Raw genomic sequence first — 24,744 nt, 5'->3', positions numbered from 1 at the left:
GTTGGGGCGTAGGAGACTATGCTTGATGTTTTTGAAGAGCTGTTGCGCCTGGCTGTCCCGAAGTCTGGATGGGATTCGGCCTGCCTGTCGCTGTATGATGCTGGCGATCTTCGGATGCGTGCTGTCTGGCATGTTTTCGGGTGGCTCAGCCCATGCCTCTGCGGTCCGTATCAAGGATATTGTGGATTATGAAGGAATCCGGGACAACCAGCTCGTCGGTTATGGGCTTGTTGTCGGTCTGAACGGCACCGGGGACCGGCTGACCAATACGCTTTTTACCCGTGAAACCCTGGTCGGCATGCTCAACCGTCTTGGTGTCAATATCCGGGACAAGGCCATCCAGCTGCAGACACACAACACGGCCGCTGTCATGGTGACAGCCAGTCTGCCGCCGTTCTCGCATGGTGGCAGCCGGATTGACGTAACGGTTTCTGCCGTGGGTGATGCCCAGAGCCTGACAGGCGGTACGCTGATCGTGACGCCTCTTCAGGCTGCAGATGGTGAGGTTTATGCCGTGGCGCAGGGGTCGCTGGTGACGAACGCCTTCACGGCCAGAGGGCCGGGGGCCGTCGCCACCCGTAATGTGCCAACCAGTGGGCACATCGCCAATGGTGCCGTGGTGGAGCGGGAAGTGCCCGTTCTGCTGGGGGCTGGTGGGGTGATCCATCTGTCTCTCAAGAATTCGAATTACACGACGGCGGTTCGCATTGCCGATGTCATCAACCGGCACATGGGCCGGGGGACAGCCCGGGTGGATGATCCCAGGACGGTGGCCGTCAACCTGGCAGGGCGCAACGTCTCCGAGGCCCTGTATGAGATCGGGGATCTGACCGTCACGCCGGACACGATGGCCAAGGTCATCGTGGATGAAGCCGCTGGGACCATCGTCATCGGGGATAATGTCCGTATCACCACGGTGGCCATTGCCCAGGGGAACCTGACCGTGCAGGTGACCAACAGCCCTGAAGTTGTCCAGCCCAACGCCTTTGGTGCAGGGCAGACTGCAGTCGTGCCCAGGACGCAGATCAATGCCACGACCGATCGTGAACACAGGATGGGCATTCTCTCTGATGGCCCCTCCCTGGCCAATCTTGTAACGGGCCTGAATGCCCTTGGGGTTGGCCCCAGAGACATGATCAGTATTCTCCAGGCCATCAAGGCGGACGGTGCCTTGCAGGCTGAGCTGGAAGTGCGCTGATCGCAGGGATGAATCCAGTCTGACTGTCTGTCTTTTACAGGAGAAAATACCGGTTCATGAGTATTTCGTCAGTCTCACATGCGGCGTCTGCGCATGTGGCGGCCCCGTCTGCCGGAAAGCAGGCAGACCGGAGCCATCCCATGTCTCCGCAGGATGAAAACAGGGTCCGTAAAACGGCCCGGGATTTTGAGGCCATGGCGCTGGGAGAAATGCTTCAGCCCATGTTCGATACGGTGGATAATTCCGCAGCGCCCTTTGGGGGAGGCAATGCCGAGAAGCAGTTCCGCTCCATGCAGGTGCTGGAACTGGGCAAGGAGGTTGCCCGTAGCGGGGGGATAGGGATTGCCCACCAGGTTTATGGCCGGATGAAGGCCATGCAGGAGCAGGCCGCCCAGGCCAGCAGCATACATCCCAGCAACAGGACAGGAGGATACAGACCGTGACATTGCAGAGGCTTGGCAAAGCCGCACGTCGGCTTGCCGGGCATTTTTCCAGACGGGACGAGGATGAACTGGACGGCTCTTTCCTGCCCCATCTGATGGGCAGTTTTGCCCGGGCCGCGGACATCATGGCGCAGGAAAACCGCTTTCTTCAGGATAATGACGTGTCAGCTGCTGCAGCACTTCTGCCTGAAAAGACAGCGACCATGGAAGAGCTGACAGCCCTTGTGGCCAGGGCACGGAAGCATGATGTACGGGTGGAGAATCTTTCTCCTGCCTTTCGGCAGGTGCAGAGGCGTTTTACTGAAATTGCTGCCCAGAATGGGGAGCTGTTGCAGCAGGCTCTTGTCACGCAGGAGGCCGTGATGAAGCTGCTCATTGAAAGTGCGGTGGAGGCCAACCGTCATGGCTATGGCCGGACGGGCGAGGTGGGATCTGATACGTCCTGCGGGTCACTTTCACTGAATGACCGGGCCTGAGCAACGGGCCAAAGGCCCGTTGCGTCTCTTTTACCAGTATCCGCCGATCATGTGGCGTGGCTGGTTGTTGTCCGGGTCTGCGGCTGGGCTCCAGACGGTCCAGTCCCATGAGGTTGTATCCCGGTAATTTTCAGCCGTCATGGCGGGCAGGGGCGGGTCCTGCGGTGGATGATGGGCGTGTTTGCGCTGCATGATGGCCTGCATGTGGGCCTGAAGGGTGCCATAGGCGGTTTCATCCCCCATATACACACAGCCACAGGCCAGTGGGTCAGCATAGAGGTAGATGCGCTGCCCGCTCGGGGCCATGCGGTAGGTCAGGCTACCAGGTGGCAGGCTGTTCATGAGGGCAAAACGGGCGGTCGTGTTGGCTGGGTGGGCGACAAATCCGGCATGGCTGAGCAGGCTGCCTTTCTCCAGATAGGGGGCGGCCGGTCGTACGCAGCCAGCCAGAGCCAGGCCGAGCAGGGCCGTGCAGGCATGTCTCGCCATGGCAGAGGGTGAGGGGATGGTCTGGGCCATGGTTGTCACTCCCGGTTCAGGCTTTTGGCTGTTTGATTGTCCGTCAGAACCAGGGGCGGCACACAGCAATAGGCCTTCATGTCGGCATAATGGCGGTTCATGAGATGGTCGACACTGGTGCTCATCAGGGTCCTGTTGCCCAGTGAGGGGTAATTGATGGGCAGTGTGGTCATGGGCAGGCAGCGTTTCATGAGGGAGACGGCCCCACGGGGAGACAGGGCGTAACCACAGATGCCAAAGGCCTGCTTCAGGCGGAAAGGAAGTGTCTCGACCGTCTGGTGCCGGAATTCCTCAATGCCGCAGCGAACATCATCCTGGTTGAAATAGGCGAAACAGTCTGTCTGCCCCGGCAGAACCTCATAATGGAGAGGGGCATCCGAATTCTGTCCCCACAGGATGATCTCCCAGTCTTCCGGCAGCTGCTGGATGATCTGCTGGCTCTTCTGTTCAAAATTCTGGCAGAGAAAAGCGTCATCTTCAAAGATGTTGGCAGGCTCTCCGCTCTGGGCGACTGTTCCCCACAGGGCAACATGGGTCAGCCCCGAGCCAATGGCTCCGGCCGTGAAGTGGCAGTCCTGTGCCAGAAGGCCGGCCTGTATGGCATCCTGTTTGTCCAGCGTTTTGCCATCAATGCCGGGCGCATGAGTGATGTCAGGGCCATGCCGGTTGACCCGCCGGAACCTCTCAAGCCGGTCTGGTGTTCGGGCGAGGCTGATGACGTAATGTTTCATGAATATCCTTCTTGTCATGACAGGCCTGTTTCATGTCGTGTTGCGAAGATATGGCATGTTTCCAGGTCATGCCATATCTGTTATGGTTAAAACATGATCATTTTATCCTTGCATTAATCATTCGTGTTTTAATGTGAGGCCAGATGCTGGCAGATGTCGTGCCAGCCTTATGGTTTTATGGAGGAGGCGGCTTATGGGGCTTGGTGGCATTTCACCCGTGGCACAGTTTCTTATGGCCCAGAAAAATGAGGTCCAGACAGCAGCTGACAGCGTGAAGGGCGACAATACGGCCAAACGCATGGTGTCGGACTTCCAGGACAAGGCACCATCCATCACCACGGCCAAGCAGCTCATGAGCAACTACTCTGCCAATCAGGTGGTGCTGAAGGCCTACAATCTCAGTTCCCTCAGCGGGCAGCAGGCTGTGGAAAAGGCCCTGCTGACGCAGGACCCCACCTCCTCCTCTTCTCTGGCCCAGACCTCCCGGAATGCCAGCTGGCTGGCCTTTGCTGATGCCTTCGCCAGCATGGGGGCGGGGCATGGCACGGCCAGTGCAACGCCTTTTACTTCAGACATGATGGCATCGACGGTGAGTGCCTACGAGCAGCGCCAGTACGAGACAAGCGATGCCCAGCAGAAGAATGGCGTGGGGGATGCGCTCTATTTCACCCGGAGGATGCAGTCCGGCAAGATCAAGACGGTGGATGACCTCATGGCGGACCCGACCCTGCTGCGTGTGGCAGAGGTTGTCAGCGGGTATGATCCGGACCAGTTCGGGGCTCTGGATTTCGACCAGCAGAAGCGCATCATCAGCAACAAGGTTGACATGAAGACTTTCTCGCAGCCGGAGAATGTCCAGCGCTATGCCGAACGGTACCTGACGCAGTTGCAGATTCACCCCAGCTATAACAGTGATGACAAGCCGGCCAGCATGATCGATCTTTTTGGTGGGGATGATGGTGGAGACGGCATCCTCGCCCTGTTTGGGGGTAGCGGTGATGGCGGGACTTCGTCCTCCGGTCTCTTCTGATGCCCGGAGCCCTCACCCTGCCGGATATTGAAACCCAGTGCCGGGCCGTGCGGGAACGCCATGTGATGCTCTCCGTCCAGCTTGCCCGGCAGAAGGATCTCATGGAGACCCTGACAGGGACCATCCGCCCCGCTGCGGAGGATGCCCCCATAGGGGAGCTGACCGGGCATGTGGTGGATGTCTCTGGCTTGTGCGTGACGGTGGATGGTCTGGCATCCTTTACGGCCGTAGGGGATCAGATACGCATCAGGACGCTGGATGGCCGGGACATTCTGGCGGAAATCATTGCCTTCCGCCATGGTCAGGCGCTGGCGATGACCTACGAATCCATAGAAGGAATCGGGGCCGGCTGTCCGGTCTTTCATGAGCTTCACGGCCAGGGGCGGCAGGGTCTGTCTGGCGGGCTGGCGGTCAATGAATCATGGATTGGCCGTGTTGTGGACCCGATGGGGCAGCCGCTGGACGGTAGAGGGCCTCTTCTGCCATCGGCAGCCCGGCAGCAGCGTCATGCCCGCCCGCCGGAGGCCGCCGGACGGGCCCGGCTGGGGGCAAGGATTGATCTGGGAATCAAGGCCCTGAACCTTTTCACGACCTGTCGGCAGGGGCAGCGCCTGGGGCTTTTTGCGGGCTCCGGTGTGGGCAAATCCACGCTCATGGGGATGCTGGCCCGGGAGACGGCCTGCGATGTCACGGTCATTTCTCTCGTGGGGGAACGGGGCCGGGAAGTCCGGGAGTTCATGGAGGATGACCTGGGGCCGGAGGGGTTGGCCAAGTCCGTGCTTGTTGTCGCTACTTCGGACAGTTCCGCCCTCATGCGGCGGGAGGCTGCCTATAGCGCCATGGCCGTGGCGGAGCATTTCCGCAATCAGGGCAAGTCCGTCCTGCTGTTGATGGACAGTGTGACCCGCTTCTGTCAGGCCCTGCGGGAGATAGGTCTTTCAGCCGGAGAGGTGCCTGCTACCCGTGGTTATCCGCCCAGCGTGTTTGCAACTCTGCCTCGCCTGCTGGAGCGTGCTGGCCCCGGTGCATTGGATGAACAGGGCCAGGCAGGCCAGATGACGGCTTTCTTCTCCGTTCTCGTGGAAGGGGATGACCAGAACGAACCGGTGACGGACACGGTACGGGGGATTCTTGATGGTCATGTGGTGCTGGAACGCTCCATTGCTGAATCGGGCCGGTATCCGGCCATCAATGTTCTGCGGTCATTGTCCCGTTCCGTACCGGGTTGCAACAGCGAGAGTGAAAATGAGCTGACAGTCCGGGCACGGCGTCTTCTGTCCCAGTGGGATGAGGTGCGGGACCTTGTCCGGCTGGGCGCCTACAAGGCTGGGAATGATCCGGAAGCCGATCTGGCCGTACAGCTTGGCCCGCAGCTGGAAGAATTCCTCATCCAGAAAAAGACGGAGCGTGTCTCCCTTGAGGACTCTTTTGCCGGTCTGCGGGAGCTTCTCTCACAGGGTGAGCGTGTAGAAGCGCACACCGCCTGACGTGTGAGGAGGGAACGTCATGAAACCGGCACGGCTCAAGGCCCTGACATCTCTGCTTACCCTCCAGAAGCGTAACACGACTTTGGCCCGTACAGAGCTGGCCCACTGTCTGGCCGAGGAAAAACGCCTTGAGAACAGCATAAGCGAGCTGAAGGTCCAGATGCAGGAGAACCGGATTCTTGTCAGTCAGACCCGGGAGGAAGAAGCGCAGGACCTGACCCTGTGGAACGGATACCGGTACTGGCTGCCCATCGCACAGGAAGAGATGGACCGTCTGGAACAGGCGCTGGACAATGCCAGGGCGGTAAGTACTGCGGCCCGTGGCCGGGTGATGGACTGCGTGCGTGCACAGGAGGCGACGGATGGCCTGCTGCGGCAGGACAGGCTGGAGCAGGCAGACAGGCTGCGACAGCAGGAACAGGTGGCTCTTGATGAACGGGCGCAGCATCAGAAGATGTTGGAAGAGCTGGAACTGTAAACAGAACATTTCCTTCCCATGACGAAAAGGCTTCCATCTGGTTCCATCGGGATTACATGGGCGTGGTTTTGGCAATCATTTAATATTATTCCTTATAAAATCCTTGAGACTCAACAATTCGCTGCGGTATTTCCATGATTAAACTTATTTTTTCATGTCCTTTTCGCATGGGCATACTTCATGGAGGGAATCGCAACGATGCAGATGGGGACCACGCCTTCAGGCAAGATCATGCTGGCGACGCCCTGCTTTGGCGGGATGGTGACGACAGGCTACATGCTGTCCGTCATCGGTTATGCCTCCAGCGGTCAGAGCATCCCCATGACGGTCATGCATGTCGGTGATGATGCCCTCGTGACACGGGCACGCAATACACTGCTTTCCAATTTCTATTTCCGGTCAGACTGTTCGCACATCCTTTTTGTCGATGCTGACATCAGCTTCCCCGCCAATGCCCCGACACGTCTGTTTGAAACAGGGAAAGATGTGGTGGCCGGGATGTATCCACTGCGTGAGCGGTTCTGGGACGAAGAAACAAAACACAACATTCTTGCCGGGGAACGCCAGCAGACAGCCTCTTTGCGTTATGTGGGCGAGACGGCGGCCATGCATGAGACCTATGAACGTGGCCCGCTGTTGCAGACCGCCTATGCCGGGACGGGATTCATGATGATCAGCCGTCATGCGGTCAGCCGCATGATCAAGGCCTATCCCGAGCTGGAATACAGGCGCATTGATGCCCCCGAGGGTGAGGATGGCCGACGGTTTGCCCTGTTCGAGGGCAGCGTGGATACCGAGAGCGGTACCTATCTCAGTGAAGATTACACGTTCTGCAAACGCTGGCGGGAGATTGGTGGAGAGGTCTGGCTGGATACGTCCATTGAGTTGACCCACACCGGCACGGCGTCTTTCTCCGGCATGCCGTCCGTACGTGTGGGCATCGCCCATAACAGGGGCCGTTGATGATGGCCAGGACCGTTGGTGGCCTGCCGGTGATGGGTGGCCCGGGGGCGTGGTGGTGCTGCCATGGCTGACCGGAAGAATGCCCGACCCATCATCATCAAGCGGGAAGAGGTTGTGGAGGCAGGGCATCATGGCGGTGCCTGGAAGGTCGCTTATGCCGACTTCATGACAGCCATGATGGCATTCTTCCTGCTCATGTGGCTGCTGAACATCACCACGGATGAGCAGAAGCGTGGCATTGCCCTGTTCTTCAATCCGATGGCGGACAGGACGGGCAAGGCGACATCAGACCAGGCGCTGCTGGAAACCTCGCCCCTTTCGGCACCTTCCTCCCTGCGTACGGTGCACAATTCCGATCATGAGCCGCCGCCGAAGCCGGATTCCTCGGAGACTCACCCAGAGGATCAGGGCTCAAGAGGCGGCCGGGCAAGTGAGGGTATCCTGACCGCCAGTGGCGTCAACATCCTTCCGCCCGGTATGGCGGACCGTCCGGATGAGGATGAAGCCAGTGTCGGCCGTCCCGAGATCATTCCTCTCGGAGGGCCGAAGAGTGGGGCGGCAGAGAATGTTGGCCAGGTTGGCCAGGGCAATGCCGCTGCTGATGGCAGTGCCGGGGGACCAGCCTCTGCTGCTCAGTCCACCGGGGCTTCTGCCGACCATGAGAGCAGCCATGAAGCTGGTACGGAAGGCGTGGCGGCAGGTCTGCATCAGGCCGCCCAGGAGGATGCCCATCTCCGTCAGACCGTGGAAGGGCTGAAGGCCAGCCTGGCCCATCAGGCCGGACTGAATGAGCTGAAGGATAATCTCGGCTTCAGGATGGGGGCGGATGAAATCCGCATCGAGGTGCAGGATACGGCCCACAGGCCGATGTTCGACAATGGCGAGACCATGCCCAACAGGGAAGGCATGGCCCTGCTCGGGCAGATCGGTTCCTGGCTTGGCAGCCTGCCGGAAGATATCTCCATCATCGGGGAGACGGATGGTGTTCCGTACCATCTGCGGCAGGTCAATCCACATGGCCTGTCCAACTGGACACTCTCCGAGATGCGGGCCGACCGTGTGAGGGAGCTTCTGGTCCGGGCGGGTTATCCAGACCGGCGGATCAGGAGCGTGGAAGGGCGTGCGGACCGCAGTCTGGCCAACCCCGCCCACCCGGAGGCACCGGAGAACCGGCGGATTGTTCTGCTCATCCATCGTCTGCATCCGCTGCCGGCATCCTTTCAGGCCGGTACACAGCAGGCCCCCCCGCAGGGGGCAGCACGATGAACAGGCAGGAAGAGATGATAGGTCATGATGTCAGAGCCGTTTTGAGAGGGGAACAATAGGATGCTGTATATCGGTGGGTTGATTTTTGCGTTGCTCTGCGTGTTTGGTTCCTTTGCGGCTTCGGGCGGGGCACTGGCTCCACTTTTGGCATCCATGCCGTTTGAGCTGCTGACCATCCTGGGGGCTGCCGTGGGCGTGTTTGTCATGAGCAACAGCATGGCAGCGCTGAAGTCGGTTTTCGGCTACCTGATGCTGGTCGTGAAAGGCCCCCGGCACAGTCAGCAGAGCTACATGGACCTTCTGGCCCTCATGTACCGCCTGCTGCGGCAGGCCAACATGAAAGGCATCGCCTCTCTGGAAAACGATTTTGAAGAGCCGCAGGAAAGCAGCATTTTTGCCACGTCTCCACGCATCAAGCAGGATGAGAAGACCCGTGACATGATCTGCGACTACCTGCGGCTCATCAGCATGAATCTGGATGAAAGCCACCAGCTGGACGAGATCATGGGCAGGGAGCTGAAGAAGAACCTGCATGAGGATCTTCACGTTGCCGAATCACTTTCCGGCATTTCCGATGCCCTGCCTGCTCTTGGCATTGTGGCGGCCGTGCTGGGTGTGGTGAAGACCATGGCTGCCATCAGCAAGCCGCCTGCCGTGCTGGGGGAAATGATTGCCGGTGCCCTTGTGGGAACCTTTCTCGGGGTGCTGCTGGCCTATGGTGTGGTCGGGCCGCTGGCCTCGCGGATGCAGGCCATCGTGAAGATGGACAATCGTTATTATGAAACGATCCGCACCGTGCTGGTGGCGTACCTGCAGGGGCAGCCGCCGCAGGTGTGCATCGAGATTGGCCGCAAGGACATCCCGGAAGAATTCATGCCCGGCTTTGCAGAAGTCGACAGCATGTTGAGTGAGCTGACCTGACAGACATGATGCTGCCTGAATGAATGTGAGAACGCCATGGTAATGCCCCGTCCTTCACTCTCCAGCCTTCCCCTGCCTTCTGCTGGTGGCAGCCGGTCTTCGGCGGCCATGTCCGCTGGGAGGGGCGCCGTGCGCTCTTCATCGGGCGGGAAAGGCTTTGCCGGAGTTCTGGCAGGGCAGACACCGTCCGATCATGACGGGGCGGATGTGCCGCCTTCTGATCAGGACCAGCCCAAGGCGGCCGCCCCTCATACAGGCGGGACGGATGGGACAGATCGTGGAGACAGGTCGCAGGGCAGGTCATCTGCTCCGGCCGCCGGGGCTCACGATGATCAGACGGCTTCTTCTCCCGCCGACAGGGGGGACGGAGCGGACGGGTCGCAGAAGGCCGATACATCCGCAAAGGCAGCGCCTCATACTGACCGGCAGATGACAGGGGATCAGTCGTCCCATGATGGGGTAGCGCCAGAGGGGCTGGCCACGCAGAGTCTGTCTCTGGCAGCGTTCATGGCGTCCCCTCAGGTGTCTATGGTCACGATGGAAGCGGGACAGCCCCAGTCTGGCCCGGCGGGTGGTGGGACGGCCACGGCCATGCCGTCTTCCAGCCTTGGGCAGATGACCGGCGGGCGGAGTGATGCCGGAGTGGCAGCGCTTGCGGGGCTGGGTACGGTTCCGGCTGGTGGTGAGGCTTCCATGGCGTCAGCTCATGCTACGGCCAGTGCCACAGCCATTTCCTCTTTCTTATCCATGGAGCATCTTTCCCTAGCTTCTGCTGCGGCGGGTACTGCTGGAAGTTCTGCCATGGTTTCGACATCGGATCTGATGCGCCTCGTCAGCAGGTCCGGTGATACGGCGTCTTCTCATCGGCAGGATACCGGGGTGCGTGATGACGTGTCGTCCCGTCATGCTGCCGCCGGACGGATGATGGATGCAGCCCTGCTGGCCCGGCAGTCCACACAGGTTCCCACAATGGTGAATGCCGCCACACAGGGCCCGAAAGACAGGGCACTGTCGGCTGTGCAGGCGATGAATTTCCAGTCCGGCATGGCGGGTGTTCTGTCCGGTCCGTCTTCCATGGCAGGAAACACGGTGACTGCCTCCCGGCAGGGGGATTTGCGCAGCGGGCCTGAGGGCCAGACAACAGACAGTCTGTTCAGCCTTATGGTGAAGGCTTCGTCTGGAGAATCGGAGGCGTTTTCTGCTGGTCATGGCGACCAGGGCGCTTCCGGTGAGGGGCAGGACATGCCCGGGCATGAGAGTGCCGGGGTGACGGGAGGCTCTGGTGGGGATGGCGGGCAGGAGGTGCAGGGCAGCCTGTCGTCCTTCGCTGGCCTTGTGACATCCTCCGAGGGGCACATCATCCAGCCGGAAACCCGTGGCGTGACAGCGGGCGTGACATCGCATGAAGCACGGCAGGCCGCTGCAGAAACAGGTCTTTCTGCCCTTCAGACAGGTGGTTCCGCAGCTGGTGTGCTGGCAGGGCGGGCGACTGCCGGGCAGGCTGGGACGCTGACCATGACCGTCATGACAGCGGATTCAACGCCGGTTCATGTGCAGCTGGACCGCTCCGTAGCAGGTCTGTCGGCCCTTTCCTTGCAGGGGCAGGATGATGGCACGACCGAGGCCCTTCAGAAAACACATCATGTTCTGGCCAGAGAGCTGGATGAGGCAGGCCTTCATGCCAGCCTGATGAAGATTGATGTCCTGCCTGCCGATGCCGGCCATATGGCCGGAGGCCAGGAGCAGAACATGCCGCAGCATCAGTGGCAGGGGGGGCATCAGTCTTCAGGGCAGCAGGCTGGTGCCTTTTTCTCTGGAGGGGAAGGCGGCAGCTCCCAGGAACAGCGCTCCCGCTCGGGAGATGATGTGCCTGCTCCAGCCCGGCAGGAACCGTCTCTTCAGGCAGAGGAGAGCGCCGTCACCCCCGCCACGGTCAGGCCCGCACGGATGGGCCATCTCAATATTTCAGTCTGACATGCATCATCTCGGAAGGAGAACCACATGGTGAATTCACTGTCTTCCAACAATCTTCTGGCCTTGCAGCAGGCGACAGACAGCGCCGCCCGCAGTGGGGCAGCGTCCCTCTCCGGCGCCGGGCAGAGCGGGTCATCCGCAGGGACCACGGAAGGTGCCTTTGCCTCGATGGCAAAGAATGAAAACAACTTCCTGACCCTTCTGACAGCCCAGCTGAAGCATCAGGACCCCAGCAGCCCGATGAATACGGAGAACATGGCAGCCCAGTTGGCGCAGTTCTCCAGTGTGGAGCAGCAGGTCCAGACAAACAGCAACCTCAACACCCTCATTTCTCTGAATGAGACAGCCCAGTTGACGCAGGACAAGGGGCTGGTCGGGCGGCAGGTCAGTGCTTCCGGGTCCACGCTGCCCCTGCAGTCCGGTTCGGCTGGTCTGTCCTTCCAGGCAGGAGCGGGCCAGATGGTTGGCATTTCCGTGGCCAACAGTGCCGGGCAGGTGGTCTATCACGACGTGGTGCGGGCGGATGGCGGCCAGACATCCTGGAACTGGGATGGCAAGGACGACAATGGCACGACCCTCAGTGATGGGGCCTATAGCGTGGCGGTGAAGAGTGTGGACAGCCGGGGCAATACGGCTGACGTGCCCTTTGCCGTGCGTGGCACGGTCACGGGGATGAAGAAGACCAGCACGGGCATGAATGTCATGATGGGTGGGGCTGAGGTTCCGCTCTCCAGCGTGCAGGCCACAAGCTGAACCACGCCTGATGATGCATGAACAGGGCAGGCAGCCACGACGTATTGGCTGCCTGCCGGATGGAACGGGAGGTTGTGAGGGAGCATGTATCAGAACAACGCCATGAACGCTTATCGTATGGCGGCCAGTTCGTCTCTGTCGGACAGGGAAGCGGATGCGGAATGTTTCCGCAGGCTGATTGCCATGCTGGAAAGCGTGGCCCATGAGACGGATGTCATCACGCGGAATCAGGTCATCGCGAAGAATCAGCGTCTCTGGTCGCTCATCCAGCGTGCCAATGCGGTGGAAGCTGGCATGGTCGAGACGGAAGACAGGCTTCTTTTTGCCCGGATGGCCGATCAGGCCCAGAAGTATGGCATACGGGCCATGCTGGACCCCACGCTCAGCCTTGCTCCCCTCATAGAGACAGCCCGCAACGTGCTGGACGGGCTGGAAATGGCCATTCAGGAGGGCTGAAACGCCTTCCCGCCCTTCAGAGCGGATTGGTGAAAAAGACTGGCAGTGGCCTGCCCTCGGCGAGATGGTCGTCCATGATCTGGCAGGCCGCAAGAGCCTCACCAATGGTGACATCCATGTCCAGATAACGGTAGGTCCCTAGCCGCCCGAGGAAAGAGACGTTTCGGGCAGTCATGGCCGTGCGGACATAGCGGTTCAGCATGGCTGTCTCGCCTGCCAGCCTTATGGGGTAATAGGGGGCATCTTCCGGCCCGGCCAGGCGGCTATATTCACGGAAGCAGACTGTCCTGCTGAAGCGTGCGGCCTCCCAGGGGGCGAAGTGCTTGTGCTCGCTGATGCGGGTATAGGGGATGGATTCGTCGCAGTAATTGATGACCGCCGTCCCCTGATAGTCACCTTTCGCATCGATTCGTTCAAAATCCAGCGTGCGATAGCCAAGACGGCCATGGCAGAAGCTGAAATAGCGGTCCAGCGGGCCAGTATAGAGTGTATGGTCCATGCTGTTGCAGGACTGGAATGTTTCGAAAGACGTGTTCAGCCGTACGGTGATGCGGGGATGGGTGAGAATCGTTTCGATCAGGGTGGTATAGCCTTCCACCGGAATGCCCTGATAGGGATGACTGAAATAGTTGTCATCGTAATTGAAGCGTACCGGCAGTCTCTTCAGGATGGCGGCGGGAAGGTTCGCCGGGGGCAGGCCCCACTGTTTGGTCGTGTAACCTTTGAAGAAGGCCTCATAGAGGGCAGGGCCGATCATGTGCAGGGCCTGCTCCTCGAAATTGCGGGATGAAGCCATGTCCTGCACGGCCTGCTGCCGGATGAATTCCCGGGCTTCTGCGGGCTGCATGGTCTTGCCGAAAAACTGGTTGATGGTCAGCAGGGTGATGGGAAGGGTGTAAACCCGCCCCTGGCTGATGGCCTTGACCCGATTGATGTAGGGGGCAAACCGTCCGAAGCGCTGCACATACTGCCAGACCGTTTCCTGTGCGGTATGGAAGATATGGGGCCCATAATGGTGAAGCATGATGCCCGTCTGCGGGTCCCGGGCTGTATGGCAGTTGCCACCATTGTGTGGGCGTTCATCAATGACAGTGATGCGGTGGCCTCGCTCAGCCAGATGACGGGCCGTGACCGCCCCGCTGAATCCGGCACCGACGATACAGAAATGCATGGCAGGCTGGTCTCAGGGGCCAGTACAGTTCTGGTCTATGCAGCTCCGGCTTGGTGGGGCTGGCGGATAGGGCAGGCCGGGATAGGGGGCCTGGGTCTGGATGTAGGTGTTCCATGGCATGAAGCCGGGTTCGTCCCAGCCATTCTGGCGGGAGTAACGGGGTGTCTGGTACGTTCCCCAGAGCGGCGCTGCCCACGGTGCCGGTATGCCCTGCTGGCGGTACTGGTCCTGCTGCCATGTGCCGGAAAAGGATGGCGGCGGCGGTGGGGGCGGTGGCAGATGGGTGAATTCCCCGGTGGGCGGCGGCGGAGGAGGGGGCGGGCTGAGCAGGTATTCACTGCCGCCGTAGAATCCCTGGGCTCTGGCAGGCAGGATGCCCCCGCCGGCCAGGGCAAGAAGAATGATGGCAATGGATGGACAGTGCAAACGGGTCATCTCACGGTTCCTGCATCATGTGGCCACTGTGCTGGCAGCCAGTCTATGACCTTCTCATGTCATGATAGCTTAGAAAGTATTAAATGCTGGGAAATCATGGTGTTATTTTTGTTCTGGCCTTTTGTGATGGTTATGTGATGCTTACTGTGAGTGCTGTTTAATATATATTTAACGATAGTAATGTATATGAGCGCTCCGGTTATCTTTGCACGCAAAGACTTCTGGCTGGTTTTGCTGATTTCTGTGACATGATCGACCTATGTACCGTGTTCTTGGTAACGTGATATGAGGACAAGGTCTGCCATGACAAAACTTTGGAGAAGGATTACCTGATGCCTCGTATAGCTGGTTCTTCCTGTCCTGCGGAAACCGAGGGACGTATGAAGGATTTTCTTGCCGATATACGTGCGCTTGCTGAAGGGAGCATGGTGGATTCAGCTGACCGGCAGGGCAGAAGGCTGAGACGCTGCGGCCCTCCGGCCATGTGTGTTGCAGGGTATGAGCAGGACAGGGGCCTTTATGAGCGGGCTCTGGATGCTGGGCTGGGGCTGGCAGGCATGGTGGCCTTCAGTGTGGATGGCATGGGGGGATGACCTTGTATTTGCCTTTGTGAGTGGCATCATCCCTGTTTGGGGGTGAATGGTCATGGGAGGCTACTTTTTTCAATCTGTTACGGGGAGACCTGCCGGTGGATTGTTCCGGCAGGTCTTATTTTTTTAAAGGCCATTTTCGGAAAATGTTCATATGGCCATTTTTTTGGCTTTTTCCGGCAGTATGGTCATGACTGTCCGATTGATGGGCATTGTCTGTTTGAAATAGGATCGTATTGATCTTATTAATGTGATGGCCTTATGAAAGGTCTTGTAGGCAAGGCTGCAACAATCATTTAATGTGGCGTTAAGGAATAGGCCGGAGAAGGGAGTGGGATATGACATCACAACCAGCCAGTACGTTTATTGAAAAAGGGATTGGGCGCCTGCTGTCACGGTTTCAGCAGGAGTTTTCTCCTTCCCAGACATTAAGCGATATTGTTGGGCAGGCAGAGCGTCTGCGTGGGATGACAGAAACCTTGCTGGAACTGTCCCACCATTATCCGGACCGGGCGGGTGCCGTGCTGCATGTCCTTTCTGGCCTTGCAGATGTCGGTATCATCCATGACATGGCCAGTGCCGCAGATGAGATTGCCATCATTGCCCGCAAGATGGAGGCAGGGCTGGCGTCGGAGAAGCGGGAAGGCAGCCATTCTTTTGCCGGTTTTTCCGCTCTGGCTGCACAGCATGAAGGCCACGGTGTGAACGGGTTTGGCGGTCATTTCGTGCAGGGCATGTCCCCGGAAGTGAAAGAAAAGCCCGGCCAGTGGATCGCAAGCCGTGATGAACCTTACTGTGCCCCGGAAGAATCCATTTTCAGTGACGAGATCATCTGTCTGCATTGTGGTGGGGCCTTCAGCATGCTGAAGCGCCATATCGAGCGGCAGCATCGCCAGAGTCCGGATGGCTATCGTGTCTATTGGGGGCTGTCCCCGGATTATCCCATGGCCTGTGAGAGCTATTCGGCCATGAAGAAGCTGGAGGCCTCCAGGACCGGTCTTGGCCATTATGACCGCAAGAAGAAAGGCCGCTCCCGCATCAAGGCATGAGGATGCCACGCCAGGGCCATGCAGAAAGGGCGCAGGGGGATGAACCCTCTGCGCCTTTTTCCTGTGTGAAGTCTTGCAGATGTTACTGCTTCATGGCGATGGTCTGCTGGAGCAGATTGTCTGCCGTCGTGACGGTTTTTGTATTGGCGCTGTAGGCTTCCTGCGCCACGATGAGGGCAGAAAGATCGCCTGTCAGGTTTGTTGTGGAGGATTCCACATACCCGACGGCGAGTGAGCCCGTTCCATTTTCGCCAACAAAACCGGTCTTGGGTGTGCCAGACCGTGCCGTGGCCAGATAGGCCTGACCATCGACGGCCTGAAGCCCGTTGACGTTGTTGAAATTCGTCAGAGCCACCTTGCCGATCAGCTGGCTGTAACCGTTGTCGAACTGCGCCATGACAGAACCATCGCTTTCAATCTCCGCACCCTTGTAGGTCCCGGAGGTGATGCTGTCGTTGCTCAGGGCACTGGTATCGGCTCCGGTGGAAGTGCCGGTTGTCAGAGAAGCGTTGGAAAGGTCCAGGCTGTAGCTGCTGCCATTGATGGTCAGATTTGCCGTGACCGGGCTGCCCTTGCTGACAGGCTGGCCATCAAAGCTCTGCATCGTGCCATCCTTGTTGAAGATGACGGAATGGGCTTTGTCCATCTGCACGGCAGAGGAGGCGGAGCCGTCATAGGGATTTACAGCCTGCACGGACCATGTGGGCGGGGAGGCGGCTGTCTGTGTCCATTTCACGGCAACAGGCGTGTTGGTGGCCGTGCCGTTCTTGTCCGTGCTGCTCACCGTCAGGGGGGAGCTCATGTAGCTCTGTCGGCTGTCGGTGGTGGTGCCGAGCGTGGTGGCCGGCATGGTGAGTTTCGTGCCGGAAAGGGTGAGGGGGTTGGCCTGGTTGGTTGCAGCCGAATTGTTGGATGTCACCATGGTCGTACCGCTGGTTCCGCCAATCGTGCCGAGAGAGAGCGTCATGGTCTGCTCTTCATTGTTGGCGTAATGGGCGGTGACGGGGATTTCCGCAGCGGATCCCGCCGTGGTGGAGCCAACGGCCTTGCCTGTCTGCATGTCGGTGATGGAGGCCAGGGAGCCGGAATGGTCGAAAGCGACCTGGTAGCTGTTCGGAGAGACGGTCCCGTTGCCATCAGCATCATAGGCAGAGACGGTCCAGATGAGCGGATTGGTGTCGCTCTCCTGCCACTGCACGGCGATCTTGTGTGGATTGGAGCTGGAGTCGTATGTCGTGGTGGGAGCGGTGGTATAGCTCTGCGGCGTGTAGTTTGTGGAATCGGCCGGCAGCTTCCCGACGGCCGCATTCAGTGTCATGGTTGTTGTGGCCGTGGGCTTGAAGCCGATGTTGCTGACATTGATGGGTGTGAGGGTATTGTTCAGCGTACCGGTGGAATCTGCCATGTAGCCATCAAGGTAATAGCCTGATGTGTTGACCAGATAGCCTTTCTTGTCCTGCTGGAAGTCGCCATTCCTCGTGTAGAATTTCTGTTCGGAGAAGTTGGTGACACCGGCATTGGCCGTCCCGGCGCCTGTCGGCTTGGAGGTGACGAACATCCCACTGCCGGAAATGTCCATGGCCAGACCATTGGTGCTGCTGGTGGCTGTGCCGGAATTGTCGACATGCTGGACAGTAATGGCCTGGACAGTGTTGGATTCCGCCTGCGAGGCGGAATTGCCGGTGATGTTGCCGGCCACGAAGTCGGCAAAGGATGTCGTGTCGGCCTTGTAGCCGACGGTCTGGCTGTTGGCGATGTTGTTGCTCAGGTTGGTAAAGGCGTCTGACTGGGCATTGATGCCGCTGACAGCCGTCGTAAGTGCATTGAACACACCGGACATGATTCTATCCTTGTCTGTGACCTGATGATTAAGGCTATTTGTAGGCAAACCCTAGAAAACGCTTTTTATAAAAGCAAATATAACCTGCTTATTTCATGAACAGGCTGTTAAAGTCAGGAAGGACCTGCTTCTGCAGGGCGTGCTGCACGGGCACCAGGGGTTTTGAGCCGTACGACGTAGGCAATGATGGTGGCGACAGGTTTCCAGAATTCTTCGGGGATTTCACTGTCCAGCGGCAAGGCATGCAGGGCCCGTGCCAGTGGCGGGTTGGACATGACAGGAATCTTCGCCTCCCGGGCGATGTCACGGATGCGGAATGCCAGTTCGTCCGTTCCCTTGGCAACGATCTGCGGAGCCGTCCCGTCATGCTGGTCATAGCGTATGGCAACTGCATAATGGGTCGGGTTGACCACGATGACCGTGGCTTCCTGCACGGCTTTTTTCATGTGGCGGCGGGAGCGGCTCAGCCGGAGCTGCCGGAGGCGGGCTTTCATCTGCGGGTCACCCTCGCTCTGCTTCATCTCATCCTTGATGTCCTGAAGGCTCATCCGCAGTTTGGAAAAGCGGTGATAGCGGGACCAGACCTCATCCAGCCCGGTGATGATGCACTGTATGGCCAGCACCATGAAACCTGCGTAGATGAACCATGACTTCATGGCGTTGACGAGCTGCCAGGTTGTCCATCGTTCTGTCTGTGGGGCCAGAGACACGGTCTGAAGGGCAACCTTGTAGAGAATCAGGCTGAATACGGTGATCTTGGCAATGGTCTTGAGCAGCTCGATCAGATTATTGAGGCCGACAATCCGCTTGATGCCTTTCAGGGGAGAAAGACGGCTGATATCCGGCTTCAGGGCGGCGGGGCGGAAGAGGAACCCTGTCTGGAGCACGCCGCCCATCAGGATGGCGCAGGCCCCTGTGCCCATGAGCGGGGCGATGAGGTGCAGGCCCGCCATGATGGCGTGGAGGGTGAAACCATACAGGGCAGCCGGGTCGTTGGGGACAAGGCCGAAATTGAGAAGAAGGCCGTTCATCTCATGCATGAACTGGCGTGCCGAGGCCGGAATGCTCAGGGCGAATACGAGGAGAAACGTCCCCAGGGCCACAAGGATCAGCAGTTCCTTGGACTGGGCAACATTGCCTTCCTCACGGGCTTTCTGGAGGCGCTTTTCTGTTGGGGCTTGTGACTTTTCACCACCGCCACTGCCATTCTCTTCCGCCATGGGAGGTCAGACCGGAGGACTGGCGGGAGCGATGAGACCTGGCAGGGTGGAGAGGTGGAGCTGCATCTTTTCGGCCCATGTGCCTGTCAGAATCTGGATCAGCAGGGCCAGGAGCAGGATGCCTCCCAGAATCTGGGCCGGAATGGCCAGGGAATAGACCTGTATGGAGGGCATGAGGCGGTTCAGCACGCCCAGCATGGCTGGCCAGAGGGTGCCCAACAGCAGATAGGGGGCTGCCAGCTGCATGGCAATGAGAAAGCTGGTGCTGACAGCCCGTGTCATGTCGGTGGCCATGTCTCCGACGATCATGGCTGTGACATGCCCCGCCGGGAAAAGCGTGTAGGAACCGGACAGCGCCAGCAGGGGCAGGGCGTACAGACCGGTGGAAAAGAGAATGATGGGCGCCAGAGCGCTTGTCATGTGGCTGACGGCTGTGCTGGAGGCCCCAAGCTGGCTGTCTGTCTGGATGACACTGGCCATGCCGGTGAAGACGGCAATGATCTGCCCGGCAATGGCAAGCGACATGGTCAGCAGCCGGGCCAGCATCCCGAGGAAGAAGCCACAGAGGAGCTCCCCGGCAATCAGTCGGAGAGCCATGGCGGGCATCCGCAGGGCCTCCCCTGACACGGCTACCAGGCGCTGCTGGAGGACGGGCAGAAGCGCCAGCGTGATTACCAGGCAGAGGCCGGCCCGTACCCGTGCTGGTGCTCCGCTTTCACCCAGCCCTGGTGCCAGCATGACAACCGCACTGACACGGCAGAGAATGATGGCAAACATGCCCGTCAGTACGGCCAGCGATCCGTGAGGGGCAGCGAGGTCAGGCGAGCCGAAAAAGTCGGAGAGGGACAGCATTCACACTCCCCCGGCCTTGATGAGCTGGTCGAAGATCATTTCCGCATAGGCATGGATGGTGGCATGCATGAAGGAAGCTGTCAGGATCAGCGTGGCCATGGCGGCGATGAATTTCGGCACGAAGGACAGCGTGGCCTCACTGACCTGTGTCATGGCCTGGAACAGTGAAACACAGAGCCCGGCCAGGAGGGACGCCAGAAGAGAAGGAGCTCCCAGCTTGACAGCAACCAGCAGTGTCTGACGCAGGATCTCCTGAACATCAACAGCGTGACCCATGGGTGTCCTCCTGTTTCCTGCCGTGCCGGTCAGACGGACATCCGCATGACATCCTGATAGGCGCTGACAAAGCGGTCCCGCAGGGTGGTGACCGTCTGGAGTGTCAGTTTGGCTTCTTCGACAGAGGCGACGACATCGGACATGTTGCCTTTGCCGGAAAGTGCCTGGGCGGTCTGGCTCTCGGCGACCTTGCCTGTGTTGATGGCACCCCGGATGGCGTTGTCCAGCACGTGGCTGAAGCTGGAAACGGCATCGGTGCTTTCTGTTTCGTCGGCAGGGCCTGCGCTGGCGGGGCTGCTGGTCTGGCTGAGCTGCTGTGCCCGGCCATAGGCCTGCCCGGCATCGAAGCTCTGTGCTGCGGAACTGGCAATGCTGGATAGGGACATGGGCTGGTTATGGCCTCCTTTCCGTCATGGGTATGATGGTGGCCTGTTTGTAATAGCCATTTCGGCATAACGCCATGTTTTTTCTTTTAACAGAAGGTTTATGTAAGGTTATTTTCATATATACGTCTGCAAATGGCTTTGTTTTTCCTTCTGTATTCGGTATCAGAATGGCCATCTGAGTGTTGCAGAATGAAATATCAGGGAGAAAAGAATCATGTCAGACGCATCAGTGGCTTCCGAAATCGCTTCAGCCATGCGGGTCAAGACAGCCCAGCAGGCCAATGAGATGCGTAAAGCTGCCATGTCGGAGAAGGCAGGCCGTGTGCAGGTTTCTTCCCAGCGCAGCAATGGGGCGGAGGTCTCCATGCAGTTCGATGCTACGGGTCAGGTCGTGCCCAGTGCCAAAGGAGTCCGTAAAAACTCTGCCACGGCCAGCTTCGTCAATCTTCTGGCCTGATGGCCAGTCATGTCATGCAGGGCGGTCTCCGCTCTGCGTGAAAATAGGGGATGCGGGAACGGATCAAGGAGCATGAAGGGGTGCAGCACCATGCTATGCGCTGTTCATAAGGCTGTCTCTAAAGCCATGGCAGGCGATGGAATCTGGCGCAGGGCCGGCTGTGGTGTTGCCGGTCTCATCATGCTGGGTGGGCCTGTGGTGGGCAGCCAGATGTGGCTGTCGGGTACGGCGCTGGCTGCGCAGGGGCCCGCCAGGACGTCTTCACCCTTCATGGATGAGGCCTCGGCTGGAGCTGGTACGTCACACTCTCAGCCAGCATCGGAGCACAGGCAGTCCCAGGCGAATCCCCATCATGGCCATCCCCGTCCCGTTTCTCCGCATCATCAGGTGCGGGGGCGCCCTGCCGTGCCGCCGCCCCTGCAGGTGCAGGACCATGTGAAAGCAGGCGATCCGCTTTTGCAGGGGGTTCCTGCGGGGTGGGGGGCGCATGTGCTTGGTGTTGGTGCTGCCCAGGGTGGGGCGCCCCCGCAGAAAACACCTCCAGAGGCGCCTTCAGCTGATCACAGGGCGGAGCACAGGGATCAGTCCCTTCATCAATTTTTACAGGCGGAGGGGCGTGAGGCAGATGCTGCAAAACCGGGGCTGGCTGTGCCTTCCCAGCCAGCGGGAAACGAACCGGCTGTATCTGCGCCGTCCCGCAACAGGATTCTGATTCCCGTGCCCGGGCAGATGGGCATTGCGGCTTATCAGAGTGGAGACCGCTTCATCATTCTGGTGGATGCCCGTCAGCCCATGGATGTCTCTGCCCTGCGTGGGGATGGCATGTTCAGCCGCCTGGGTGTGACAACCCTGCCTGACCTGACAATGATCAGCCTGCCAGTGCCTGATACGCGCCAGCTTTACCTTTCCCAGCAGAGTGATGGATGGGTGCTAGGGGATCAGCCACCGCCGGGCATGGATTATACGGACAGGCCGGAGATCACGCCCCGGTTGCGGGGGGGTGGCCTCCTGTTCCCCATGCGGCGGCCGGGACGTGTCTTTTCCATCAAGGACCCGGCATCAGGCACGTCTCTGGTCGTGGGGACCACGACACTGGATGATGGCGGCCTGCTCTCCCTGCGCAAGGGCAGGGATTATGATGTCTGGCCTTCCATGGAAGGCGTGGTGATTGCCCAGCATGAGCCGCCGCAGGTGGTCATGCGGGCCATCATGCAGGGAGACCTGCTCCAGCGGGCTGATGACCGCCCTCTGGCTGATATGGACCGGGCCGTTTACGCCAGTGATGTGGACCTGAACTGGCTTGGCCTGAAACATCTTGCCGCTCCACAGGCGCAGGAGCGTTATCGTCAGGCTCTTGTGGCGGCAGCGGATTCATCCCCTGGTGAACGTTTTGGCAAACGGCTGGACGCAGCCCGTGCTGCTCTGGGTGTTGGTGCCTTCCCCGATGCACGGGCCATCATGGATGTCGCTCTGGAAGATGACCCGGAAGAAGCTTTCCGGCCGGATGTAAGATTTTTTCTGGCGGCGACTGACCTGCTTGCAGGCCGGATGAAAGGTGCGGCCCAGCTGATGCAGGAATGGCCGGAGCAGGCCATGCGGGCCACAAAACTGTGGCAGGGCCTGTATGAGGCCGCCGCCGGGGGGAATGACGCCGAGGCGGCCCGGCTGCTGGCCCGGGACATGCCACGTCTGCTGAATTATCCGGAGCCGTTGCGGGCGTCTTTGCTGCCCATGGCGGCGGAACTCATTGCCCGCCGTGGCACGCCAGCGGACCGCAAGGCGCTGGATTCCCTGCCAGAGGGCAGTGAATTCCGTTTCATTCAGGCCGTGCGTGCTCTGCGGGATGGGGATGAGAAGAAGGCCACCAGCCTGCTGGAGGCCCTCTCTGTGGATCATGACCCTGTCATTGCCGAGAAGGCGATGGAAGAGGGTGTGGCCCTGAGCCTGCGGGACGGGCACCTCCCGGCAGAAAAAGCGGCCCGGCAATATGCGTCGCTTTTGCCAGATGCCCGGCTGTCTGGTCGTGATGGGATTGTCAACATGCTGCGGGCTGGGGCCGATATACGGGCCCATCAGTGGGAAGCCGCTCTTCAGGCGCTGGATCAGGCCCGTCAGGCAGCACCGCCTCATGATGAAGCAAGGATGCAGGCCCTGCTGTCCGCAGCGCTGTCGGGCGTTGTTCAGGGGCTGCCCGGGCCTGATGGTGGTGGGTCGCAGAATGAGGCCACCCTGCTGCATGAAGCCGCCCTGCTGAAGGCGCACATGCAGGATCTCCCGGCCAGCGCAAAGAAGGGCAACCTGCTGTTGGCCTATGGGCGGCTGCTTGGCCGGCTGGGGCTGGAGGAACAGGCCGGGAATGCCATGAACACGGCCATTCCCATGATGACAGACCCGCAGGACCGGGCTGCTGCCGGGGATGCCTTGGCCGAGAATGAGATCAGACGGGGGCAGCTGGACAAGGCCTCGGCCACATTGGCGGATACGGGTGGGGCGTCCCTGCCCCCACAGGAAACGGCACGCCGGACCCGTCTCATGGCCAGTATGGCGGCTGCCTCGGGCAAGCCGGAGGTCGCCCTGTATCTTCTGGGAGCGGATCAGGACCCGCAGGCAGCGGACATACGGGCCCATATCCATGAGAATCGGGAAGAATGGTCTCCTGCCGTGGCGGATCTGCGCAGCATGGTGATGCAGCTTCTGCCACCGCAGGGAGACATGACGGTGTCCCAGCAGCTTCTTGCCCTGCGGCTGGCATCGGATGCTTCCCGGGCCGGAGATGCAGGTGCGCTGGAGTGGATACGCAATCGTGTGGGGAATCGGCCTTTTGAGGGTGATGCCGGACGGATGTTCCGTCTTCTTGTATCGGCCCAGCAGGCACAGTGAGCGCATGAGGAAGGAGTGACGTGGGATGAGTGTGACACATACGGGCGGGACGGACCTTCTGAACCTGGCCGAGCGGCGGATGAGCTGGCTCCAGAATCGTGAATCCGTGCTGGCGGGCAACGTCGCCAATGCCAACACGCCTCATTACAGCCCGAAGGATGTTTCGCCATTTCAGGGTGTTCTGGAGACTGCCCATGCCGTGGCGCTGACGCGTACACAGCCGGGGCACATGCTGGGGCCTGCGGGGGAAACACATGCCCGCAGGCAGGGCGGTCGGGCCTCGCTGGATGGCAACCGTGTGGTGCTGGAGGACGAGCTGGGGAAAATCGCCCAGACGAGTGATCAGCAGCGTTTCGCCACTACAGTATATGGCCGGTACATGGGGCTTTACGGCATGGCCCTTGGTGGTAGTGGCCAGTAAGTCGTGGTGCGGTAAAGGAGAGAGGAGGAGAGGATGGATTTTTCCGACACGATTGGTGTTTCAGCGGCCGGGATGAGAGCACAGACAGCCCGCCTGCGGGTTGCTGCCGAGAATCTTGCCAATGCGGAGACGACGGGTGCATCGCCCGGGGCTGACCCGTATCGCCGCAAGACAGTGACATTCCGGGAAGCACTGGACCGTGCGAGTGGTGTTTCCAGTGTGTCGATCCGTTCTGTCGGGGAGGATCAGTCCGACTTCCAGATGCGGTATGACCCGGCCCATCCGGCGGCCAATGAACAGGGCTATGTGAAGATGCCAAATGTCAGCTCCATCGTGGAGATCATGGACAGTCACGATGCCCAGCACTCTTACGAGGCCAATCTCAATACGATGCAGGTGACCCGGTCCATGCTGGCACGGGCCATCAATCTGATGAAGGATTGAGGAAGAACGCCATGAGAGGGAATGTCAG

Annotated in this window: 27 protein-coding genes; 18 read left to right on the top strand and 9 right to left on the bottom strand. The window is 59.7% G+C overall.

Features of this window, described 5'->3' with window-relative positions; translation table 11 throughout:
* The first annotated feature begins 94 nt into the window (after positions 1-94).
* From J8Z04_RS08300 to J8Z04_RS08290, 3 genes are read left to right on the top strand one after another with little or no spacing between them, the layout of a single operon-like run.
* A complete protein-coding gene (locus tag J8Z04_RS08300; RefSeq protein WP_052348903.1) occupies positions 95-1,198 on the top strand; it encodes a flagellar basal body P-ring protein FlgI in 1,104 nt (367 codons plus the stop codon).
* Between the two features lie 56 nt (positions 1,199-1,254).
* Positions 1,255-1,641 carry a rod-binding protein gene (locus J8Z04_RS08295; RefSeq protein WP_081562786.1) on the top strand — a complete coding sequence of 129 codons (387 nt, stop codon included), beginning with the start codon at positions 1,255-1,257 and terminating at the stop codon, positions 1,639-1,641.
* On the top strand, positions 1,638-2,117 hold the full coding sequence (locus tag J8Z04_RS08290) for a hypothetical protein (protein WP_143539866.1): 480 nt from the start codon (positions 1,638-1,640) through the stop codon (positions 2,115-2,117). Before J8Z04_RS08295 ends, J8Z04_RS08290 begins: the two co-directional genes overlap by 4 nt.
* 30 nt (positions 2,118-2,147) lie before the next feature.
* Here J8Z04_RS08290 and J8Z04_RS08285 read toward each other — a convergent pair whose 3' ends face one another.
* Positions 2,148-2,636, bottom strand: coding sequence for a hypothetical protein (locus tag J8Z04_RS08285; RefSeq protein ID WP_043558538.1), 489 nt, complete (start codon positions 2,634-2,636; stop codon positions 2,148-2,150).
* 5 nt (positions 2,637-2,641) lie between these two features.
* Positions 2,642-3,367 (bottom strand): glycosyltransferase family 25 protein, encoded by a 726-nt coding sequence (locus tag J8Z04_RS08280; protein ID WP_043558168.1) that lies wholly within the window; start codon positions 3,365-3,367, stop codon positions 2,642-2,644.
* A 217-nt stretch (positions 3,368-3,584) separates the two neighbouring features.
* Between J8Z04_RS08280 and J8Z04_RS08275 the strand changes: the two genes are divergently transcribed.
* The 9 genes from J8Z04_RS08275 (at position 3,585) to J8Z04_RS08235 (ending at position 12,695) form a co-directional block, all read left to right on the top strand.
* The gene (locus J8Z04_RS08275) at positions 3,585-4,397 is read left to right on the top strand and encodes a DUF1217 domain-containing protein (RefSeq protein ID WP_227449684.1); all 813 of its coding nucleotides are present in this window, start codon (positions 3,585-3,587) and stop codon (positions 4,395-4,397) included.
* Positions 4,398-4,498: 101 nt separating this feature from the next.
* Positions 4,499-5,884 carry a flagellar protein export ATPase FliI gene (gene fliI, locus J8Z04_RS08270; protein ID WP_192848489.1) on the top strand — a complete coding sequence of 462 codons (1,386 nt, stop codon included), beginning with the start codon at positions 4,499-4,501 and terminating at the stop codon, positions 5,882-5,884.
* Between the two features lie 19 nt (positions 5,885-5,903).
* Positions 5,904-6,362 carry a hypothetical protein gene (locus J8Z04_RS08265; protein WP_192848416.1) on the top strand — a complete coding sequence of 153 codons (459 nt, stop codon included), beginning with the start codon at positions 5,904-5,906 and terminating at the stop codon, positions 6,360-6,362.
* A gap of 180 nt (positions 6,363-6,542) precedes the next feature.
* Positions 6,543-7,325 (top strand): glycosyltransferase family protein, encoded by a 783-nt coding sequence (locus J8Z04_RS08260; protein ID WP_227449683.1) that lies wholly within the window; start codon positions 6,543-6,545, stop codon positions 7,323-7,325.
* Between the two features lie 63 nt (positions 7,326-7,388).
* Positions 7,389-8,591 (top strand): flagellar motor protein MotB, encoded by a 1,203-nt coding sequence (locus J8Z04_RS08255; RefSeq protein ID WP_192848417.1) that lies wholly within the window; start codon positions 7,389-7,391, stop codon positions 8,589-8,591.
* 60 nt (positions 8,592-8,651) lie between these two features.
* Positions 8,652-9,512, top strand: a complete 861-nt coding sequence (motA, locus tag J8Z04_RS08250; RefSeq protein ID WP_043558177.1) for a flagellar motor stator protein MotA — start codon at positions 8,652-8,654, stop codon at positions 9,510-9,512.
* Between the two features lie 36 nt (positions 9,513-9,548).
* Positions 9,549-11,486: a hypothetical protein gene (locus J8Z04_RS08245; RefSeq protein ID WP_212125621.1), complete on the top strand. Its 1,938-nt coding sequence runs from the start codon at positions 9,549-9,551 to the stop codon at positions 11,484-11,486.
* 27 nt (positions 11,487-11,513) lie between these two features.
* Positions 11,514-12,239, top strand: a complete 726-nt coding sequence (locus J8Z04_RS08240) for a flagellar hook assembly protein FlgD (protein ID WP_043558182.1) — start codon at positions 11,514-11,516, stop codon at positions 12,237-12,239.
* Between the two features lie 102 nt (positions 12,240-12,341).
* A complete protein-coding gene (locus tag J8Z04_RS08235) occupies positions 12,342-12,695 on the top strand; it encodes a flagellar biosynthesis regulator FlaF (RefSeq protein ID WP_052348933.1) in 354 nt (117 codons plus the stop codon).
* Between the two features lie 16 nt (positions 12,696-12,711).
* Here J8Z04_RS08235 and glf read toward each other — a convergent pair whose 3' ends face one another.
* A complete protein-coding gene (glf, locus tag J8Z04_RS08230) occupies positions 12,712-13,866 on the bottom strand; it encodes a UDP-galactopyranose mutase (protein ID WP_192848419.1) in 1,155 nt (384 codons plus the stop codon).
* Between the two features lie 12 nt (positions 13,867-13,878).
* Positions 13,879-14,301 carry a hypothetical protein gene (locus J8Z04_RS08225; protein WP_043558192.1) on the bottom strand — a complete coding sequence of 141 codons (423 nt, stop codon included), beginning with the start codon at positions 14,299-14,301 and terminating at the stop codon, positions 13,879-13,881.
* A gap of 332 nt (positions 14,302-14,633) precedes the next feature.
* Here J8Z04_RS08225 and J8Z04_RS08220 point away from each other — a divergent pair, with 332 nt between their 5' ends.
* Both J8Z04_RS08220 and J8Z04_RS08215 read left to right on the top strand, forming a co-directional pair.
* Positions 14,634-14,894 (top strand): hypothetical protein, encoded by a 261-nt coding sequence (locus J8Z04_RS08220; protein ID WP_143539915.1) that lies wholly within the window; start codon positions 14,634-14,636, stop codon positions 14,892-14,894.
* A gap of 335 nt (positions 14,895-15,229) precedes the next feature.
* Positions 15,230-15,940, top strand: a complete 711-nt coding sequence (locus J8Z04_RS08215; RefSeq protein ID WP_103765243.1) for a MucR family transcriptional regulator — start codon at positions 15,230-15,232, stop codon at positions 15,938-15,940.
* An 82-nt stretch (positions 15,941-16,022) separates the two neighbouring features.
* On the opposite strand, the gene J8Z04_RS08210 is transcribed toward J8Z04_RS08215, so the two are convergent.
* The 5 genes from J8Z04_RS08210 to fliE all read right to left on the bottom strand — a co-directional run bounded on the left by J8Z04_RS08210 (position 16,023) and on the right by fliE (position 20,514).
* Positions 16,023-17,780 (bottom strand): flagellar hook-basal body complex protein, encoded by a 1,758-nt coding sequence (locus J8Z04_RS08210; protein ID WP_043558197.1) that lies wholly within the window; start codon positions 17,778-17,780, stop codon positions 16,023-16,025.
* Between the two features lie 113 nt (positions 17,781-17,893).
* Entirely contained in the window at positions 17,894-19,000 is a 1,107-nt protein-coding gene (locus J8Z04_RS08205) for an EscU/YscU/HrcU family type III secretion system export apparatus switch protein (protein WP_081562778.1), read from the bottom strand.
* Positions 19,001-19,006: 6 nt separating this feature from the next.
* Positions 19,007-19,852 (bottom strand): flagellar biosynthetic protein FliR, encoded by an 846-nt coding sequence (locus J8Z04_RS08200; RefSeq protein WP_227449682.1) that lies wholly within the window; start codon positions 19,850-19,852, stop codon positions 19,007-19,009.
* A complete protein-coding gene (locus J8Z04_RS08195) occupies positions 19,853-20,128 on the bottom strand; it encodes an EscS/YscS/HrcS family type III secretion system export apparatus protein (RefSeq protein WP_043558202.1) in 276 nt (91 codons plus the stop codon).
* A 29-nt stretch (positions 20,129-20,157) separates the two neighbouring features.
* Positions 20,158-20,514, bottom strand: coding sequence for a flagellar hook-basal body complex protein FliE (fliE, locus tag J8Z04_RS08190; protein WP_043558205.1), 357 nt, complete (start codon positions 20,512-20,514; stop codon positions 20,158-20,160).
* Between the two features lie 214 nt (positions 20,515-20,728).
* Between fliE and J8Z04_RS08185 the strand changes: the two genes are divergently transcribed.
* The 4 genes from J8Z04_RS08185 to flgC all read left to right on the top strand — a co-directional run bounded on the left by J8Z04_RS08185 (position 20,729) and on the right by flgC (position 24,716).
* Entirely contained in the window at positions 20,729-20,971 is a 243-nt protein-coding gene (locus tag J8Z04_RS08185; protein ID WP_192848420.1) for a hypothetical protein, read from the top strand.
* 126 nt (positions 20,972-21,097) lie between these two features.
* Entirely contained in the window at positions 21,098-23,851 is a 2,754-nt protein-coding gene (locus J8Z04_RS08180; protein ID WP_192848421.1) for a hypothetical protein, read from the top strand.
* 25 nt (positions 23,852-23,876) lie between these two features.
* Positions 23,877-24,272 (top strand): flagellar basal body rod protein FlgB, encoded by a 396-nt coding sequence (locus J8Z04_RS08175; RefSeq protein WP_043558209.1) that lies wholly within the window; start codon positions 23,877-23,879, stop codon positions 24,270-24,272.
* Positions 24,273-24,305: 33 nt separating this feature from the next.
* The gene (gene flgC, locus J8Z04_RS08170) at positions 24,306-24,716 is read left to right on the top strand and encodes a flagellar basal body rod protein FlgC (RefSeq protein ID WP_043558212.1); all 411 of its coding nucleotides are present in this window, start codon (positions 24,306-24,308) and stop codon (positions 24,714-24,716) included.
* Positions 24,717-24,744 lie beyond the last annotated feature (28 nt).

Origin of the sequence: Bombella apis (genome assembly GCF_018221685.1) — a bacterium.
GTDB lineage: Bacteria > Pseudomonadota > Alphaproteobacteria > Acetobacterales > Acetobacteraceae > Bombella > Bombella apis.
This window is presented reverse-complemented; position numbering and strand designations above follow the sequence as displayed.

Coding starts and splice junctions, on each gene's coding strand:
- J8Z04_RS08175 (WP_043558209.1), top strand. CDS start 23,877: ATGAGTGTGACACATACGGGCGGGACGGACCTTCTGAACCTGGCCGAG.
- J8Z04_RS08285 (WP_043558538.1), bottom strand. CDS start 2,636: ATGGCCCAGACCATCCCCTCACCCTCTGCCATGGCGAGACATGCCTGC.
- J8Z04_RS08195 (WP_043558202.1), bottom strand. CDS start 20,128: ATGGGTCACGCTGTTGATGTTCAGGAGATCCTGCGTCAGACACTGCTG.
- J8Z04_RS08200 (WP_227449682.1), bottom strand. CDS start 19,852: ATGCTGTCCCTCTCCGACTTTTTCGGCTCGCCTGACCTCGCTGCCCCT.
- motA (WP_043558177.1), top strand. CDS start 8,652: ATGCTGTATATCGGTGGGTTGATTTTTGCGTTGCTCTGCGTGTTTGGT.
- J8Z04_RS08255 (WP_192848417.1), top strand. CDS start 7,389: ATGGCTGACCGGAAGAATGCCCGACCCATCATCATCAAGCGGGAAGAG.
- J8Z04_RS08235 (WP_052348933.1), top strand. CDS start 12,342: ATGAACGCTTATCGTATGGCGGCCAGTTCGTCTCTGTCGGACAGGGAA.
- J8Z04_RS08240 (WP_043558182.1), top strand. CDS start 11,514: ATGGTGAATTCACTGTCTTCCAACAATCTTCTGGCCTTGCAGCAGGCG.
- J8Z04_RS08215 (WP_103765243.1), top strand. CDS start 15,230: ATGACATCACAACCAGCCAGTACGTTTATTGAAAAAGGGATTGGGCGC.
- J8Z04_RS08300 (WP_052348903.1), top strand. CDS start 95: ATGATGCTGGCGATCTTCGGATGCGTGCTGTCTGGCATGTTTTCGGGT.
- J8Z04_RS08180 (WP_192848421.1), top strand. CDS start 21,098: ATGGCAGGCGATGGAATCTGGCGCAGGGCCGGCTGTGGTGTTGCCGGT.
- J8Z04_RS08260 (WP_227449683.1), top strand. CDS start 6,543: ATGGAGGGAATCGCAACGATGCAGATGGGGACCACGCCTTCAGGCAAG.
- J8Z04_RS08205 (WP_081562778.1), bottom strand. CDS start 19,000: ATGGCGGAAGAGAATGGCAGTGGCGGTGGTGAAAAGTCACAAGCCCCA.
- fliI (WP_192848489.1), top strand. CDS start 4,499: ATGGAGACCCTGACAGGGACCATCCGCCCCGCTGCGGAGGATGCCCCC.
- J8Z04_RS08220 (WP_143539915.1), top strand. CDS start 14,634: ATGCCTCGTATAGCTGGTTCTTCCTGTCCTGCGGAAACCGAGGGACGT.
- J8Z04_RS08295 (WP_081562786.1), top strand. CDS start 1,255: ATGAGTATTTCGTCAGTCTCACATGCGGCGTCTGCGCATGTGGCGGCC.
- flgC (WP_043558212.1), top strand. CDS start 24,306: ATGGATTTTTCCGACACGATTGGTGTTTCAGCGGCCGGGATGAGAGCA.
- fliE (WP_043558205.1), bottom strand. CDS start 20,514: ATGTCCCTATCCAGCATTGCCAGTTCCGCAGCACAGAGCTTCGATGCC.
- J8Z04_RS08225 (WP_043558192.1), bottom strand. CDS start 14,301: ATGACCCGTTTGCACTGTCCATCCATTGCCATCATTCTTCTTGCCCTG.
- J8Z04_RS08280 (WP_043558168.1), bottom strand. CDS start 3,367: ATGAAACATTACGTCATCAGCCTCGCCCGAACACCAGACCGGCTTGAG.
- glf (WP_192848419.1), bottom strand. CDS start 13,866: ATGCATTTCTGTATCGTCGGTGCCGGATTCAGCGGGGCGGTCACGGCC.
- J8Z04_RS08185 (WP_192848420.1), top strand. CDS start 20,729: ATGTCAGACGCATCAGTGGCTTCCGAAATCGCTTCAGCCATGCGGGTC.
- J8Z04_RS08265 (WP_192848416.1), top strand. CDS start 5,904: ATGAAACCGGCACGGCTCAAGGCCCTGACATCTCTGCTTACCCTCCAG.
- J8Z04_RS08245 (WP_212125621.1), top strand. CDS start 9,549: ATGGTAATGCCCCGTCCTTCACTCTCCAGCCTTCCCCTGCCTTCTGCT.
- J8Z04_RS08210 (WP_043558197.1), bottom strand. CDS start 17,780: ATGTCCGGTGTGTTCAATGCACTTACGACGGCTGTCAGCGGCATCAAT.